Source organism: Pseudoalteromonas rubra (assembly GCF_005887095.1).
Lineage (GTDB): Bacteria > Pseudomonadota > Gammaproteobacteria > Enterobacterales > Alteromonadaceae > Pseudoalteromonas > Pseudoalteromonas rubra_E.
In genome coordinates this window covers 110,365-125,583 of the sequence record NZ_PNCI01000017.1, presented here as the reverse complement: position 1 = coordinate 125,583, position 15,219 = coordinate 110,365, and the positions used below count along the sequence as shown (strand labels likewise).

Below are 15,219 nucleotides of genomic sequence, written 5' to 3'. Positions count from 1 at the left end.
GTACACACTCCGTGCAACTAATGGAGACTCCCGATGAGAGCAGCGGCATTTTTCAGCCAGCTTCAGCAACAGATTGAAGAAGTAAAAGCTGAGGGTTTATACAAAAAAGAACGTGTGATCACTTCTCAGCAGCAAGCAGAAATCGCAGTATCAACTGGCGAAAGTGTTATCAACTTCTGTGCAAACAACTACCTTGGTCTGGCCAATCACCCAGACTTGATTGCGGCTGCTCAGCGTGGTCTGGATGATCATGGTTTTGGTGTGGCGTCTGTGCGCTTTATCTGTGGTACTCAGGATATCCATAAAACACTGGAAGCCAAAATCAGCGATTTTCTGCAAACCGAAGACACCATCCTGTATTCTTCGTGTTTTGATGCCAACGCGGGTCTGTTCGAAACCATTTTAGGTCCGGATGATGCAATTATTTCGGATTCACTGAACCATGCATCTATCATTGATGGCGTGCGTCTGTGTAAAGCAAAACGTTTCCGCTACGCAAACAATGATATGGCTGACCTTGAAAAGCAGCTGATCGCAGCAGATGAGGCGGGCGTAAAAACTAAGCTGATTGCAACTGACGGTGTGTTCTCAATGGATGGGGTTATTTGTAACCTGTCTGAGCTATGCGATCTGGCGGATAAATATGATGCTCTGGTCATGGTCGACGACTCTCACGCCGTGGGCTTTGTTGGCGAAAATGGCCGCGGTACGCCTGAGTATTGCGGTGTTATGGATCGTGTTGACATCATCACAGGTACTTTAGGCAAAGCCCTGGGCGGCGCGTCAGGTGGCTATACATCAGGTAAAAAAGAGATTGTAGAGTGGTTACGTCAACGTTCTCGTCCTTATCTGTTCTCAAACTCGCTGGCTCCGTCTATTGTCACAGCTTCAATCAAAGTGCTGGATATGATGAAAGAAGGCCAGGCACTGCGTAACAAGCTGTGGGAAAATGCCGCACACTTCCGTACTAAGATGGAAGCGGCAGGCTTTACCTGTGCAGGTAAAGATCATGCCATTATTCCTGTGATGCTGGGCGATGCAAAGGTGGCATCGGATATGGCGGACCGTTTGCTTGCTGAAGGTATTTATGTGATTGGGTTCTCTTACCCTGTGGTACCAAAAGGCCAGGCACGGATCCGTACTCAAATCTCTGCGGCGCATACCACAGAGCAGCTGGACAAAGCGATTGATGCCTTTATCCGCATCGGTAAAGAGCTAGGTGTCATCTAATAACTCCTGATGGCGTTCAGCTATAAGCGAATTTTAACGCAAGCCACAGGCTTGCGTGTTTCTAACGAGTGAAAACACATGAAAGCATTATCCAAGTTAAAAGCAGAAGAAGGGATTTGGATGACGGATGCGCCCAAACCGGAAGTGGGGCATAACGATCTGCTGATCAAAATCCGTAAAACCGCCATTTGTGGTACCGATGTCCATATTTATAAGTGGGATGAATGGGCGCAGAACACCATTCCAACCCCTATGGTGGTTGGGCACGAATACGTGGGTGAAGTGGTCGACATGGGTCAGGAAGTGCGTGGCTTTGCGATTGGCGACCGCGTATCGGGCGAAGGCCATATTACCTGTGGTCACTGTCGTAACTGCCGCGGTGGTCGCGTCCATTTGTGTCGCAACACAATTGGTGTTGGGGTAAACCGTGAGGGCTCTTTTGCAGAGTATCTGGTTATCCCGGCGTACAACGCGTTTAAGATCCCGGATAACATCTCAGACGAACTTGCCTCTATTTTTGACCCATTTGGTAATGCGGTGCACACAGCGCTGTCGTTTGACCTGGTTGGTGAAGATGTTTTGATCACGGGGGCAGGCCCGATTGGGATTATGGCTGCCGCTGTCGCTAAGCATGTGGGTGCCCGTCATGTTGTGATCACCGACGTGAATGAATATCGTCTTGAGCTGGCGCGCAAAATGGGTGCCACCCGTGCCGTGAATGTTGCCGAAGAAAAGCTTGAAGATGTAATGACAGAGCTGGGCATGACAGAAGGCTTTGATATTGGCCTGGAAATGTCGGGTGTACCTGTGGCATTTAATAGCATGCTGAATAACATGAACCATGGTGGTAAAATCGCCATGTTAGGTATTCCACCAAGTGATATGGCGGTAGACTGGAATCAGGTTATCTTTAAGGGCTTAGTGATCAAAGGCATCTATGGTCGTGAAATGTTCGAAACCTGGTATAAAATGGCCAGCTTGATCCAGTCGGGCTTGAACCTGGAGCCGATCATTACCCACCAGTTCCACGTTGATGAGTTCCAGCAGGGCTTTGATACGATGATCTCTGGTCAATCGGGTAAAGTGATCTTAAACTGGGATTAAGGTCCAATCTTACCTTGTTGAAAACACCTCGGGCCTGTGGCCATCAACGAGGTGTTTTTTGTGTCTGCTTAATGAATTGAGAGTATTATGAGTTTTAAACATATTTCAGTGGCCCAAACGAAAGACATGTTGGCGAAATCGGATCTGGTCATTGCGGATATTCGCGATGCTAACTCGTTTGCACAGGGACACATTCCCGGCGCCGAGCACCTGTCTAATGATAATCTGGGACACTTTTTACAGGAAAAAGAGTTTGAGCAGCCTATCATTGTCGTGTGCTATCACGGTATCAGCTCACAAGGTGCTGCAAATTATCTCGCTGAGCAAGGCTTTGAAGACGTCTACAGCATGGATGGCGGCTTCACACAGTGGGCACTGGAACTGCCTGATAGCGTAGCAAAATGAAACGGTTAGGCTCCCACAATAACCCGCGTGCGGTTCAGGGAGTCGCAGACTATCTGAAGACTCAGCATATTGAATGCCGTGTTGTCAGTGAAGATGGGCACGTTTCGTCAGTATGGGTGAGTGCTGAACAATGGGTTCAGGCAAATGAAATTTGGCAGGAATTTGTTGCCAACCCCTATCACGACAAATATCTTGCTGCCTCCTGGCAGCTGTCTCCTAAAGATTCACCTTTGATATACCAGGGAACTAAGCTGAATTTGTGGCGCCGCTTTTGCCAACTGAGTTGGATCCTCAAAGCTGTCTTTATTATCTCGCTGGGTATTTTTCTGAGTTTCTATGTGTATGGTGTTGAGCTTGTCTTTAGCACCTTTCAGTTTGATCCTCACACACCCTGGCGCTGGGTCACACCAGCTTTTTTGCACTTTGGCTTATTGCACCTGGTGTTCAACCTTTCCTGGTGGGTATATCTGGGTAGCTTGATAGAGCGTCGTTTAGGAAACTGGGTGTTGAGTGCAATTTTCATTGCTGGCGCCTTGCTGAGTAACTGGATGCAGTATCTGCTGGCAGATGCTAACTTTGGGGGACTCAGTGGCGTGGTTTATGCCCTGTTAGGGTTTTGCTGGATCCACTCGGTACTACACCCTAAATCACCGCCGTTGATTGGTACGCCCGTTGTTGGATTTATGCTGGTTTGGATGGTGTTGGGTTTTACAGATGTCTTGTTTATCAACATGGCAAACTGGGCGCATTTGTTTGGTTTACTTGCCGGTATCGGTGTGGCGATGTTAATCCGAGTCCGAGATTGAGTATTGGGCTGATCAGCAGGCCCACTTGGTGTGCCTAGTGATATAAATATTTAGTAAACAACACTTCCCGGATGATTTCTTGTCCGGTTTCTTCTTTTAATAAGGTTTTAAGCTTTTCAGCACAACGCTGGCGAATTTCTTCACGTCCGGTTAGTGACTTTATTGTTTCTTCTGGCTCTTTACTTAATATCTGGACAATGGCGTCACGCAGTAATGGGGTATGGTGTTCGACAACCGCGATATTGCTTACGTCATCGAGCATTAGATCGACCGTGACGCGCACATATCCCAGCTTTTTATTAGATTGTCCGATATAGTTCGTAATGATGTCAGGCTCAAATCCGAAGTAACCAACGGTTGATTCAGCGCGTAAGTTTGTACTCACACAAATCAGCACAATTGCCATCAACGCGACACAGATACGATTCATAATAGCCTGAAAATACTTAACTAAATACCAACAATAGGATTAGTTTATACGTAAAACCAGTTTATGAACAGCAGTGAGTTGGGGAAAGGTAAACTTTTTTGCCGGAGTAAGCTTTGCTATTATGACGCGGTTATTACCTGAATTGAATTATCGACTTGTTTAATCTGCCAAATTTATTGCGATCAAGCTGGGTACCACTTGCCCGGTATAAGGACATCATCCCAGACAGGTTGCACCCGTTGCTGTGTGAGACTGGCTCTCTGACAGCCCTGCTGCGTTCCCAGTGTGGCGCTTTGCATGTAGAAGTGCTCAGCGAACAAGTGTGTAAACTGGAGCGTGAGGTGCAGGATATCCTCAAGTGTGACCGCGCGCTATGTCGTGAGGTCGTGCTATATTGTGATGATATCCCAGTGGTGTATGGGCAAAGCTGGATCCCAGAGAGCGCGAATTCACTCGGGCTGAACAATATAGGTAACACGCCGCTGGGTGAGCGTTTGTTCGATCAGCAGGCATGGCAACGGGGTGAGATTGAGGTAACCAAGTTACAAAAAAAGACATTACCGTCATTCTTACCAAGTAAAGACACATTAGGCAGCGATATCTGTTTTGCCAGGCGCAGTGTATTTACGCGCCAGGATAGCAAAGTACTGGTGTGCGAGATATTCCTGAATGGAGTTAAGGTATGAAGCTATCCCGGCTTCGAGCTGATCACATCGAAGAATACAAACAGTTAATGCGGGTTGAGAAGCCGATCGGCACTTTGTTGCTGATGTGGCCCACGCTTTGGAGTTTATGGATAGCATCCGGCGGTGTGCCACAATGGCATATGTTGCTCATATTTGTTTTAGGTACTTTCATGATGCGCAGCGCAGGCTGCGTAATCAATGACTTTGCTGATCGTAAAGTGGATGGTGCAGTTAAAAGAACAGCACAAAGGCCCCTGGCCAGGGGGGCTGTGAGTGAAGGTGAGGCACTGACCTTATTTGCCTCACTCATTGGTGCTTCTTTCATCCTGGTCCTGATGCTCAATTGGCAGACTATTTTACTGTCGTTTGGTGCCCTGGCACTGGCGAGTATTTACCCCTTTATGAAGCGTTACACCCACCTGCCTCAGGTTGTGTTAGGGGCTGCGTTCAGTTGGGGGATCCCAATGGCCTTTATGGCGGTTCAGGAGACAGTCCCTGTGATTGCCTGGGTGCTGTTTATTGCGAACCTGCTTTGGACGGTTGCCTACGATACTAAGTATGCCATGGTTGATAAAGATGACGATGTGGTCGTCGGGATCAAGTCGACAGCCATTTTGTTTGGGCGCTGGGACAGACACGTGATCGCAGGGTTGAATGTCGCCTTTCTGGCATGTATGGCCTGGGTAGCAGCTCAGGTCGGTATGTCAATGTGGTTCTGGGTTGGGTTTGCAGTTGCCGGGAGCTGGCTTGCAAAACTACAATGGCAGATCAATGACAGAAGCAGAGATAAGTGCTTTAAAGCATTTTTGAGCAATAATTATGTTGGCCTGGCGATGTTTGCAGGTGTGGTGGCTGGGGTTTAATCAGCGAACAAAACGATAGGCTGTACAAACGTTAAGAAGGATGAGGGTGAGCGAATTTTTTACTTTCTGACTCCGTTCTTAAGGCCCAAAATATCGCCATTCGAACTGAGTGTATTGCTTAAAACTCGCTCAAAACTCCCATTTAACTAAACAGGACAAGAAAAACGGTTAGCCATAGTGGTTAACTGTTTACGGCTGTTGCAACCGCATTTTTCTGTGCTGTTTGTTCAATTAATGACAACAAGTTACTGACGTGTGAACCACTACCAAGTTGGTGACTGGTTTGCACGACAATCTGTTCATGACTCGCATCCTTGTTAGTCTTTAGTAAGATTAGCTCAGGGTCCTGCGCAATGACTTTCGAATGTTCAATGCTTGCAATTGCAAAGCTTTGGCTATTCTTCAGTCCATCAATCACCTGGCTGATGTTACCGATTTTGACATTGGTTGACTTGTTAAGCCCTTCAACCGCCTCATTGAGCATGTTCTGCACCTGTTTTGACTGAGAAAAACAGCCATACATAGGGTACTGAGCAAGCTCGCTGCGACGAATACTGTCTTGTGTTGCCAGTGGATGTTGTTTAGCAACAAACAAAACAAGTTGGTCGGGCAGGTGGATATCACTCACTAAGCTGGTTGCAGATTCCAGGTAAACACTGATATCGATTTCACCAAGCTGAAGCTTGCGAAGTAGATCGTGTTCACTTAAAAGTTGCATTTCAACTTTGACGTTGGGGAAATCCGCCAAAAACTGTCCACATGACGTTGGCACTATGCTACTTGCTTGTGCAGTGTAACCAACAACAACGCGCTGTTGATCACGACCAAACAAGCTTTGTTTGATAGTGTTTCTGGTTATGTCTAATTCCGACAAGGTCGACTTACAATAATTTAAAAAAAGCTCGCCTTGCTCGGTCAGTTTGACGGAACGGGTAGAACGTTTGACAAGTTCACAGCCAATTTCATCTTCCAGTGTCTGAATGCTTCTGGTGAGTGCGGAAGTACTGATATTGGTTTGTTCTGCGGCTTGCCTAAAGTGGCGTAAATTGCCTAAAGCAACGAATTGCTCGAGTTGTTCAAATCTCATGTGAAATTCCTTTTATTTCAACAAAAATGCAATGACAACGTTGATTCCCTAATACTAATACAGTTTAGAGAAACATCCAAGTGAATTTTTTACATTTCGCTTACAAAAACTAATCTGGGTACTGATCACGTATTGCGACGAATTGTTCCAGATTTTCTACAAACAGATCAACCAGTTTAGGATCAAATTGTTGACCACGCTGACTTTTTATCTCTGTTAGAATTTCTTCAAGTGTCCAAACAGGCTTGTAACATCGAACACTGCCCAGTGCATCGAACACATCTGCAAGCGCTGTAATTCTCCCGGCGATGTCTATTTGCTCACCTTTCAGGCCTTGAGGATAACCACTGCCGTCCCACTTTTCATGATGTTGATGAGCGATGATCGCGCCACATTGCAAAATATCATTTGTTGAGTTTTTTAGTATTTCGTAACCTTGTTGAGCATGAGTCTTCATTATTGCCCATTCTTCGTCATTCAGCTTTCCCGGTTTATTAAGAATGACGTCCGGAATACTTATTTTTCCAATATCGTGCAAGGGTGAAGCAAGCTTGATAATTTCGGCCCTATAGTCGTTCAATCCAACCAATTTGGCCAGTAATAAACTGTAATGTGCCACCCGTTTAACGTGTGACCCTGTTTCTTTGGAGCGCTTTTCAACCGCTTCTCCGAGAATATAGGAGAGCTCCTTTTGCGATTCTTTGACCGTTTCTCTGAGGTTCAGATTGTCATATGCAAGGGCAATATTATTAGCAAAAAACGCAAGTAACTGACAGTCGGTAGGCTGTAACAGACCATTTTTACTGACATACAGCATAGTCTCTAGTCCAGCCTGGCTGGTAAAGTAACCCACATATTCATGGTCCGACTTGCTGGATGTTTTGCGATTGTGCGTTTCAATAAAACGGCTTTTTACTTTATCTGGTAGTGCGGTTTGCTCTGGTTCTATGCCAGCCCCAGAGGCTGCGAGTAGCTGAAATTCAGCGCCAGCGCCATTTTGCTTGTTTACTGCGGCTGCGCAATAAATGTCGGAATCGCTCAGACCCATGACATCGGCAACATGAGACAAGATAGTAGATGCAAAGTCCTGAACATTATTACACTTCAAAAAGCTGGACGATGCATCGATAATGCGTTCGAGACCCTGTTTATGTCGCTCAATTGTCTGAATATCTCGGTGGGAGCGCAATGCTGAATAGAGTAAGGTTTTTAATTTGACTGCTGTCAGTTCGGTTTTGTTTTTGTAATCGTTAATGTCGTAGTCGCGGATGACTGACTCTTCCGGTGCCTCGCCAGGTTGCCCCGTGCGCAGAATCAGGCGAATATCATGGTTGGCCATATCGTTACGGATGAATTTGATAAGATCCAGGCCCGCATGGTTACTTTCCATCACAACATCAATTAAGCCAACAGAAATGGACTCCTCCGAGTTTAGTATGTCCATTGCCTGTTTGGCTGAATATGCATGATGAAAGCGCAGTGGCTTTTGCTCAAACCGGAAGTCCGACAGCACCAGTTTGGTAACCTGGTGAATGTCTTCTTCGTCATCGACCACCAGGATATCCCAATATGCATTATCTATGGTAATTTGCTCGTCATCCTTAAGTGGCTCATTTGAAAAGAGAAAACTGCTCACATAGAACCTCTGCTTTGTATGCATTCTCTGTTAGTATAGCCAGCAAAAAACTGAGTTGCTTAATCTTGTATTGGCTTTTTTTCAATATTGTTAAGTTCTATCGCAATGGCATCACAGGAAATGTGGATCTCGTACAAGGAAAGCAGCAAAGAGAGTGTCAGGCAGCACAGGCTAGCGCCAAACAAGATCACGCCAAAGACTGCCACGTCGATAAACAGTGCAAACATCGACAAGGTGCACAGTAAAAAGGCGATGACCCCCCATACCTGCATCAGGCGAATCAATTTGATACGTTTTTTAAGGTTATCAATTTGGGCAATAACCAGCGGTCTGAGGTGTTCACCTTCTCTGGCGTTTAATTCTCTGATCAACTGTGCCAGGACTAAAAACCGATTGGTATATGCCAGTAGCAGCAGGGAAATTGCGGGGAACAACAATCCGGGTGTGGTGAGCGTCATTTTTGTACTCCGTATAAGCACGCTACAATAGTGATTATCATAGCAAAATTTTGGAGTCCGGCGATGAGTAATGCAATGTTTGACTGGACGTGTGTTTATCGCACGGATAACCCGTTAGAAGCCCATATTATTTTGGGCTTGCTGACACAGGCGAGACTCAAAACACATGTCGAGGGTGCAGTGCTTGCCACCGCATTGGGAGAGATACCATTTTGTCAGGAGACAATAAAAATATTTGTCTGCGCGATAAAAGTACCCGAGGCGGAAGAAATCTTGGTAAACTACCGGCAAAATAACTTATCGGAAGATTGGCAGTGCCGCGGCTGTTCTGAACACAATGGTTCAGGATTTCAATATTGCTGGCACTGTGGAAAAAGCTATGACGAAAGCAAATAATTTTCAGCGCATCAGAGAGCTAAATTATTTACAAAAGGCTGTTCTTGCCGCGGCCATACTGGAACGCATGCTGCCCAATTATGGCCTGTTCAGTGAAGCAACTGGATTCGGCGAAGAGGCAATATTGCGCAGTGCGCTAAATGTATGCTGGGAAAAAGTGCTTTTGCCAAAAAGTAAAATCAGTCTGGAAAAGCAAATCGAGAAGATTGAGCCCAATGTTCCAGAGCTGAAAGATTTTGATATGTTTGGCACGTATGCTGCGATCGATGTGGCAACCGCATTACTTGGTTTTATTCAGGGTGTGATGAGTAAGGATGAGAGCGAGTTTGTCAATGTGGCGAAGATCTCTCAGGCAACCGTCGCAAGATACATTGAGTTTTTGTTAATAGCAGAAGACATTCAGCCCGACAATCAACAGGTTAGAGAACACCCTCTGATGCAGTACGAAATTGAAGTACTTGGCGCACTGATTGATTGTGTCGCTGACATGCCTCGGATCGATAATCAATCGGTTAAAACACTCAAAGCATTGGCGTTGAGCGATGGACAGACCAATATCGGTCTGGCAATTGAAGTCTGATTTTTGTCCAAATTTTTACAAGTGGAGAAGCAAAATTGCGAATTTTAGGTATCGAGTCTTCTTGCGATGAAACGGGGATTGCTATCTACGATGATGAGCAGGGACTTTTGGCACATCAATTATATAGCCAGGTAAAAGTTCATGCTGATTATGGTGGTGTCGTGCCTGAACTGGCTTCAAGAGATCACGTTCGCAAAACCATTCCGTTAATTGAAGCCGCTTTTAAACAAGCTGGCTGTGGTCCCGAGTCTCTGGATGGTATCGCTTATACAGCAGGCCCAGGATTAGTGGGGGCTTTGTTGGTGGGCACTTCTATTGGCCGTTCACTGGCATTTGGCTGGAATATCCCAGCTGTGGCGGTACATCATATGGAGGGACATTTACTTGCTCCTATGCTGGAAGAAGAAATGCCTGAATTTCCGTTTGTTGCGCTGCTGGTGTCAGGCGGACACACTATGATGGTCAAGGTGGCTGGCATCGGTGAATACGAGGTGCTGGGAGAGTCTGTGGATGATGCCGCAGGTGAAGCGTTCGATAAAACGGCTAAGTTACTGGGGTTAGACTATCCCGGAGGCCCAATGTTGGCCAGACTCGCGACAAAAGGTGTGGCAGGTCGGTTTGTGTTCCCACGCCCGATGACTGATAGACCCGGGCTGGATTTCAGCTTTAGTGGCCTGAAAACAGCGGCAGCCAATACCATTAAATCGGCCGGCGATGATGAACAAACCAAAGCAGATATTGCCCATGCCTTTCAGACGGCGGTAGTGGATACACTTGCTATAAAATGCAAACGGGCGTTGAAAGAAACAGGCATAAAGCGCCTGATCATTGCTGGGGGGGTCAGTGCTAATACGGAACTACGCACCAAGCTTGAACGTATGATGCAGGGCATGAAAGGGAAAGTGTACTATCCAAGAACGGAATTCTGTACCGACAACGGGGCAATGATCGCTTACGCGGGTATGCAGCGCCTTAAAGCTGGCCAAACCGCTGAGTTGAGCATGAAAACCCAACCTCGTTGGCCGCTAGACAGCCTGCCACCATTATAAGAGGGAAGAGTTAGTCTACGTTCTTCTTACCGAGCTTTGGCTCGGTACCGTTCAGGAGCCGACGTATGTTGGCCCTGTGACGGAATATTATCAGGAGCGTCAGAAAGCACACCGGCAGGGTATACAAAGGCTTGATCATCCAGGTATAGGCTGGCGCAGCTAATACTGTGACAATGGCGGCCAGTGATGAGTAGCGCGTGAGTGCGACAATCAATAGCCATGTACCAATCAACATTCCCCCCAGTGACAGCCCGATAGGCAGTAGGGCACCAAAGGCCGTTGCAACGGCTTTTCCACCATTGAAATGAAAAAACACCGGGTAAATGTGACCCAGGCAGGCACACACTGCGACTATGCCCAGCCAGATGGGTTCAATACCAAGAAAATAGGCACCCCAAACGGGAATGGTGCCCTTGAGAATATCAAATACTAATACCAGTACGGCGGGGAATTTACCGCCAAGACGCAGTACATTGGTTGCGCCTGGGTTATTTGAACCAGCAAAGCGGGGATCGGGCAAAGAAAAGAGTCTCGAAATCAAAATCGCGGAAGAGATTGAACCAAATAAATAAGCACAAATACATATTAAACTGACTATCACAAGCTTCCTTATTTTTTCTTGCCGTTATTTGGGCTATCATCGTCGCTTTATTTCAAGGCGGCTGGGTACGTGAAAAAGCCGATCCGAATCAGTCATGTCAGGAGTTTACATGGACACGGTCTATATCTCGCAATTACACGTCGAGACCATAATAGGAGTTTACGACTTTGAAAAAGAAAGTAAACAAAGCCTTTTCTTTGATATAGAGATGAAGACCGATATCTCGGCTGCTGCGCAACAGGATGACATCACTCTGGCCGTGGATTATGCCAGAGTGAGTGAGCGTGTAATTGCACATACCGAGGCAAGCCGGGTTGAACTGCTGGAGACACTGGTCGAGCAACTCGCTGCCATTATTTTGCAAGAATTTGCTATTCAGGCAATCACCATTAGGGTCAGCAAGCCGGCAGCCGTTCCTCAGGCACAAACTGTTGGCCTGGAAATCACGCGGACAAGATAACATGGCGCACGTTTTTATCAGTATTGGCTCCAATGTGGAGCGTGATCGTCATTTTCGTCAGGGGCTGAGCGCCCTTATTGAGTATTTTCCTGATTATATTCATTCAGATGTCTATGAAAGTGAGCCTGTAGGCTTTAGCGGTAAAAATTTCTACAATTCCGTGTTTGCGACGCACACGGATATGCCATTGCCAGACTTATGCGCTTTGCTCAAGCAGATAGAGCGTGACAATGGCAGGACGCCTCAGGATAAGAAGTTCAGCCCCAGAACACTGGATCTGGATATCCTGTTTTACGACGATATGATCTGCGATACCCCTGCACAATTGCCACGAGATGAGATCACCAAAAATGCATTTGTCTTAAGGCCGCTGGCGGAAATTGCGCCTGAGTTTGTGCACCCTGTACAGGGCTGCAGCATGGCTGAAATCTGGCAAGCGTATGACAACCAAAAACAAAAACTATGGAAGGTGGAGTTTTCCTTATCATGAGTATCATTGAAATCATTGTACTGGCTCTGATCCAGGGGTTGACTGAATTTTTGCCTATTTCCAGTTCGGCGCATCTGATTTTGCCTTCGCAGATATTAGGCTGGCAGGATCAGGGACAGGCGTTTGATGTGGCTGTCCACGTTGGCTCGTTAGCTGCCGTACTGATTTACTTCCGCAAAGAGGTTTCAGATATACTGGGTGCCTGGTTTAAATCGTTTGGCACACAAGGTGTAACGGAAGACAGTCGCCTGGGCTGGTGGATTATTATCGCGACGATCCCGGGGCTGGTAATTGCTTTTTTGGCCAAAGATCTGGTTGAAGAATATGCCCGAAGTGCCTGGGTCATTGCGGCGACTACCATTATTTTTGGTCTCTTACTCTGGTATGCCGATGCCACAGCAAAGCAAACTAAGACCATTTATCAACTCAACTGGCGCAGTGCCCTGATCATTGGCTTTGCGCAGGTGGTTGCAGCTTTACTGCCCGGTACATCACGCTCTGGTATTACCATGACGGCCGGTATGATGCTCGGGCTAAATAAGCAAAGTGCGGCCCGTTTTTCATTTTTAATGTCGATCCCGATCATTGCCGCTGCAGGAGGCTATTACACGCTTAAGCTGGCCACCGGAGATGAAGTGATTGATTGGGCAGCCATTGTGACTGGCACCATTTTATCTTTTATTTCCGCTTATGCATGTATTCACTTTTTCCTTAAGGTGATTGAGCGCATGGGTATGTTACCGTTTGTTATCTACCGATTATTGCTGGGTCTGTTCCTGGTGATTTTCCTGATGGTGTAATGGCTTTGATGGCGGGTGTGAGCGCCCGCTATTGCTATAGAGCTTTACGGTAATACACCGCATCCACGGGCCCGTCTGGACCCTCATGAACGCCCTCTTTTAAAAAGCGCATTGAGAGTTTCTTCATGATATTAATTGAGCCCAGGTTATCTTTCAGCGCAATGGCGCTCAAATAATCCATCTTATTCTGCTCAGCCAGATGCTCTGCAATATGCTTAGCGGCTTCAGTGGCATAGCCCTTTCCCCAGGCCGCTTGTTTGAAACGCCAGCCAATCTCCAGGTCTCGTTCATCCATGTCACCCTCGAAGAAATTCATAGGGCGGATCAATACCCAACCCAGAAAAGCATCGTCGTCAATCAAACTACAATGCCACAGGCCCCAGCCTTGTTGTGGGTTGGTAAATTTTGCCAGGCGAGGCAGATAGAATTGCTCAATTTGCGCTTGGGTGGTGGGCTGGCCATTGGTAATGTAGCGCATAACAGCAGGATCACTGTCGAGCTCAATAAGCAGAGCAGCGTCCTGCTGTGTCATAAGGCGGTATTTTAAGCGTGTTGAAGGCGCAATTATCATCATTGTTATACTGCTTTTATCATCAGAATTGTCTAAGATAGCCGGCCCAAGTTTGAGGAGAGAAGTGTGGAAAACTCGGTACTGGCATTACGAGCCCAACAAATAGCATCCGCGCGGCGGGAATTCAAGGCCCGGGGATCAAAATTACCCCGTTGCGAGCGGTGTTTACTGGCCGAATCTTTATGCATCTGTGCCGGTATTCAGGTAGCTGATTGCAACAGTGCAGTATGCTTGCTGATGTATCACAATGAGAGTTTCAAACCTTCCAACACGGGCCGTCTGATTGCGGATATTGTGCCAGACAATCATGCGTTTCGCTGGGACCGCACCGATCCTGACCCTGATTTACTGGCTTTACTGAATGATCCTGCGTACCAGCCGGTGGTGGTTTTTCCTGCTGAGAATGTTGAACCTGAGCGGGTGATACATCAGGTGACGCAGCAAAGTGGCAAAACGCCGCTCTACATTTTTCTCGACGGAACCTGGCGAGAAGCGAAAAAAATGTTCCGAAAAAGCCCTTACCTGGATAAGTTCCCTGTCTTGTCCGTGACACCGGAAAGCTTGTCGGATTATAAGTTGAGGGTAGCTCCGCATGCTCACCAGCTGGGAACGGCGGAGGTTGCTTGTGTGGTGTTGGCTGAAAACGGTGAAACACAGGCTGCGGAATATCTGACCCAGCATTTTGTCGATTTTCGTGATGCGTATCTGAAAGGGAAGAAAAGCAAATTGGCGTGATCAGTTAAACGCGTAATACCAATTTGCTTAATTAAGTGTTCTATTTTGAGGCGAGAAAATATGTTCGATAACTAGGCAAAAATTTTGCTATTTAGTTGTTCTAAATGAGAAATTTTTAACACAGTTAGCGTCATATTTGCCCCGTCAAATTGAACAGGTATGAAGTGAAATTGGTATAAATTTAAAAGGGATAAAAATAAGAAGAGCGCGACCCTTGCGGGCCGCGCTTGACGGAATCTTCTAAATAGCGTCCTGCTATGTTGATGAGATCAACTCCTTACATGCTCGTCCATGTCTCGCCTTGCGTTGTCATTCTGCGAGATGTACATCCTGTACTGTCCTTAAAGCAATCAGCGCTCCCATATGCTGACATAATCCGTGCTTACCATCCTTTGTGTCGTCATCCTGACTTGTTCCTGTTTCCCTGTATTCCTGTGCACCATCCACCTGTGCATCAACGTCCTTACTTAAACGGCATATCCTGTTGTCCGAAGCCTAATCCTAGTTCCTGACATTCCTACCGCACAAACTCCCTGACCAGCAACTCCATCCTTTTCCCTGTTGCTTTGTGCTCTCCCCTTGAGATGACTAAAGTATATGAGACTCTGGGTGAGATAACACCACAAAAAAACGCTTTGAAATTCGGGTAATTAACTTGGTTACAAAAAAACTTGTTATCTAACAAAGACCTTTTTGTATTTTGTTGATAAAGTCAGCGTTATCTTCATAGATAGCGACAAGCTTAGTGAGAGATGTCTTACACATAAACGTCCGTATGTCGCTATTTAATAAAATTGCAATATGCCGAACTATCGGCTGTATTTTGCCTGGT

The 15,219-nt window shown here is 46.5% G+C and carries 19 protein-coding genes; 13 read left to right on the top strand and 6 right to left on the bottom strand.

Translation table 11 applies throughout. From position 1 onward, the window contains the following. Positions 1-33 precede the first annotated feature (33 nt). The 4 genes from CWB99_RS08335 (at position 34) to glpG (ending at position 3,545) form a co-directional block, all read left to right on the top strand. Positions 34-1,230 carry a glycine C-acetyltransferase gene (locus CWB99_RS08335; protein ID WP_138550438.1) on the top strand — a complete coding sequence of 399 codons (1,197 nt, stop codon included), beginning with the start codon at positions 34-36 and terminating at the stop codon, positions 1,228-1,230. Positions 1,231-1,308: 78 nt separating this feature from the next. Then, positions 1,309-2,334, top strand: coding sequence for an L-threonine 3-dehydrogenase (gene tdh, locus CWB99_RS08330; protein ID WP_138550437.1), 1,026 nt, complete (start codon positions 1,309-1,311; stop codon positions 2,332-2,334). Between the two features lie 87 nt (positions 2,335-2,421). After that, entirely contained in the window at positions 2,422-2,739 is a 318-nt protein-coding gene (glpE, locus tag CWB99_RS08325; protein WP_138550436.1) for a thiosulfate sulfurtransferase GlpE, read from the top strand. After that, positions 2,736-3,545: a rhomboid family intramembrane serine protease GlpG gene (gene glpG / locus CWB99_RS08320; RefSeq protein ID WP_138550435.1), complete on the top strand. Its 810-nt coding sequence runs from the start codon at positions 2,736-2,738 to the stop codon at positions 3,543-3,545. The genes glpE and glpG overlap by 4 nt, the downstream gene beginning before the upstream one ends. Before the next feature lie 34 nt (positions 3,546-3,579). Here glpG and CWB99_RS08315 read toward each other — a convergent pair whose 3' ends face one another. After that, positions 3,580-3,951: a flagellar basal body-associated protein FliL gene (locus CWB99_RS08315; RefSeq protein ID WP_432760826.1), complete on the bottom strand. Its 372-nt coding sequence runs from the start codon at positions 3,949-3,951 to the stop codon at positions 3,580-3,582. Positions 3,952-4,130: 179 nt separating this feature from the next. On the opposite strand from CWB99_RS08315, the gene CWB99_RS08310 reads away from it, so the two are divergent. Both CWB99_RS08310 and ubiA read left to right on the top strand, forming a co-directional pair. Then, positions 4,131-4,661 carry a chorismate--pyruvate lyase family protein gene (locus tag CWB99_RS08310; RefSeq protein WP_171045291.1) on the top strand — a complete coding sequence of 177 codons (531 nt, stop codon included), beginning with the start codon at positions 4,131-4,133 and terminating at the stop codon, positions 4,659-4,661. After that, positions 4,658-5,524, top strand: coding sequence for a 4-hydroxybenzoate octaprenyltransferase (gene ubiA, locus CWB99_RS08305; protein ID WP_138550432.1), 867 nt, complete (start codon positions 4,658-4,660; stop codon positions 5,522-5,524). Before CWB99_RS08310 ends, ubiA begins: the two co-directional genes overlap by 4 nt. Before the next feature lie 181 nt (positions 5,525-5,705). Here the strand turns inward: ubiA and CWB99_RS08300 are convergent, their stop codons facing one another. The 3 genes from CWB99_RS08300 to CWB99_RS08290 all read right to left on the bottom strand — a co-directional run bounded on the left by CWB99_RS08300 (position 5,706) and on the right by CWB99_RS08290 (position 8,705). Then, positions 5,706-6,611 (bottom strand): LysR family transcriptional regulator, encoded by a 906-nt coding sequence (locus tag CWB99_RS08300; RefSeq protein ID WP_054014569.1) that lies wholly within the window; start codon positions 6,609-6,611, stop codon positions 5,706-5,708. Positions 6,612-6,720: 109 nt separating this feature from the next. Further along, positions 6,721-8,247, bottom strand: a complete 1,527-nt coding sequence (locus CWB99_RS08295) for a DUF3369 domain-containing protein (RefSeq protein WP_138550431.1) — start codon at positions 8,245-8,247, stop codon at positions 6,721-6,723. A gap of 59 nt (positions 8,248-8,306) precedes the next feature. Beyond that, positions 8,307-8,705 carry a DUF2721 domain-containing protein gene (locus tag CWB99_RS08290; RefSeq protein WP_054014571.1) on the bottom strand — a complete coding sequence of 133 codons (399 nt, stop codon included), beginning with the start codon at positions 8,703-8,705 and terminating at the stop codon, positions 8,307-8,309. Positions 8,706-8,768: 63 nt separating this feature from the next. Here CWB99_RS08290 and CWB99_RS08285 point away from each other — a divergent pair, with 63 nt between their 5' ends. From CWB99_RS08285 to tsaD, 3 genes are read left to right on the top strand one after another with little or no spacing between them, the layout of a single operon-like run. After that, positions 8,769-9,101: a DUF2007 domain-containing protein gene (locus CWB99_RS08285; protein WP_138550430.1), complete on the top strand. Its 333-nt coding sequence runs from the start codon at positions 8,769-8,771 to the stop codon at positions 9,099-9,101. Then, complete coding sequence (locus CWB99_RS08280; protein ID WP_138550429.1) at positions 9,085-9,681, top strand: YjaG family protein; 597 nt, start codon at positions 9,085-9,087, stop codon at positions 9,679-9,681. Before CWB99_RS08285 ends, CWB99_RS08280 begins: the two co-directional genes overlap by 17 nt. 35 nt (positions 9,682-9,716) lie before the next feature. Next, positions 9,717-10,730 carry a tRNA (adenosine(37)-N6)-threonylcarbamoyltransferase complex transferase subunit TsaD gene (gene tsaD / locus CWB99_RS08275; RefSeq protein ID WP_138550428.1) on the top strand — a complete coding sequence of 338 codons (1,014 nt, stop codon included), beginning with the start codon at positions 9,717-9,719 and terminating at the stop codon, positions 10,728-10,730. A gap of 10 nt (positions 10,731-10,740) precedes the next feature. Here tsaD and plsY read toward each other — a convergent pair whose 3' ends face one another. Next, positions 10,741-11,331 (bottom strand): glycerol-3-phosphate 1-O-acyltransferase PlsY, encoded by a 591-nt coding sequence (gene plsY, locus CWB99_RS08270; protein WP_138550427.1) that lies wholly within the window; start codon positions 11,329-11,331, stop codon positions 10,741-10,743. 109 nt (positions 11,332-11,440) lie between these two features. Between plsY and folB the strand changes: the two genes are divergently transcribed. The 3 genes from folB to CWB99_RS08255 are packed head-to-tail and all read left to right on the top strand — an operon-like array spanning position 11,441 to position 13,081. Continuing rightward, positions 11,441-11,791 (top strand): dihydroneopterin aldolase, encoded by a 351-nt coding sequence (gene folB / locus CWB99_RS08265; RefSeq protein WP_138550426.1) that lies wholly within the window; start codon positions 11,441-11,443, stop codon positions 11,789-11,791. A gap of 1 nt (position 11,792) precedes the next feature. Beyond that, positions 11,793-12,281, top strand: coding sequence for a 2-amino-4-hydroxy-6-hydroxymethyldihydropteridine diphosphokinase (folK, locus tag CWB99_RS08260; protein ID WP_138550425.1), 489 nt, complete (start codon positions 11,793-11,795; stop codon positions 12,279-12,281). Beyond that, positions 12,278-13,081 (top strand): undecaprenyl-diphosphate phosphatase, encoded by an 804-nt coding sequence (locus CWB99_RS08255; RefSeq protein WP_138550424.1) that lies wholly within the window; start codon positions 12,278-12,280, stop codon positions 13,079-13,081. Before folK ends, CWB99_RS08255 begins: the two co-directional genes overlap by 4 nt. A gap of 34 nt (positions 13,082-13,115) precedes the next feature. Here CWB99_RS08255 and CWB99_RS08250 read toward each other — a convergent pair whose 3' ends face one another. Further along, entirely contained in the window at positions 13,116-13,655 is a 540-nt protein-coding gene (locus CWB99_RS08250; RefSeq protein WP_138550423.1) for a GNAT family N-acetyltransferase, read from the bottom strand. Positions 13,656-13,718: 63 nt separating this feature from the next. On the opposite strand from CWB99_RS08250, the gene CWB99_RS08245 reads away from it, so the two are divergent. Continuing rightward, entirely contained in the window at positions 13,719-14,387 is a 669-nt protein-coding gene (locus CWB99_RS08245) for a tRNA-uridine aminocarboxypropyltransferase (RefSeq protein ID WP_138550422.1), read from the top strand. Positions 14,388-15,219 lie beyond the last annotated feature (832 nt).

Bases quoted from the DNA above. Each gene is read 5' to 3' on its own strand.
- CWB99_RS08335 (WP_138550438.1), top strand. From the start codon at position 34: ATGAGAGCAGCGGCATTTTTCAGCCAGCTTCAGCAACAGATTGAAGAA.
- tdh (WP_138550437.1), top strand. From the start codon at position 1,309: ATGAAAGCATTATCCAAGTTAAAAGCAGAAGAAGGGATTTGGATGACG.
- glpE (WP_138550436.1), top strand. From the start codon at position 2,422: ATGAGTTTTAAACATATTTCAGTGGCCCAAACGAAAGACATGTTGGCG.
- glpG (WP_138550435.1), top strand. From the start codon at position 2,736: ATGAAACGGTTAGGCTCCCACAATAACCCGCGTGCGGTTCAGGGAGTC.
- CWB99_RS08315 (WP_432760826.1), bottom strand. From the start codon at position 3,951: ATGGCAATTGTGCTGATTTGTGTGAGTACAAACTTACGCGCTGAATCA.
- ubiA (WP_138550432.1), top strand. From the start codon at position 4,658: ATGAAGCTATCCCGGCTTCGAGCTGATCACATCGAAGAATACAAACAG.
- CWB99_RS08300 (WP_054014569.1), bottom strand. From the start codon at position 6,611: ATGAGATTTGAACAACTCGAGCAATTCGTTGCTTTAGGCAATTTACGC.
- CWB99_RS08290 (WP_054014571.1), bottom strand. From the start codon at position 8,705: ATGACGCTCACCACACCCGGATTGTTGTTCCCCGCAATTTCCCTGCTG.
- CWB99_RS08285 (WP_138550430.1), top strand. From the start codon at position 8,769: ATGAGTAATGCAATGTTTGACTGGACGTGTGTTTATCGCACGGATAAC.
- CWB99_RS08280 (WP_138550429.1), top strand. From the start codon at position 9,085: ATGACGAAAGCAAATAATTTTCAGCGCATCAGAGAGCTAAATTATTTA.
- folB (WP_138550426.1), top strand. From the start codon at position 11,441: ATGGACACGGTCTATATCTCGCAATTACACGTCGAGACCATAATAGGA.
- folK (WP_138550425.1), top strand. From the start codon at position 11,793: ATGGCGCACGTTTTTATCAGTATTGGCTCCAATGTGGAGCGTGATCGT.
- CWB99_RS08255 (WP_138550424.1), top strand. From the start codon at position 12,278: ATGAGTATCATTGAAATCATTGTACTGGCTCTGATCCAGGGGTTGACT.
- CWB99_RS08250 (WP_138550423.1), bottom strand. From the start codon at position 13,655: ATGATGATAATTGCGCCTTCAACACGCTTAAAATACCGCCTTATGACA.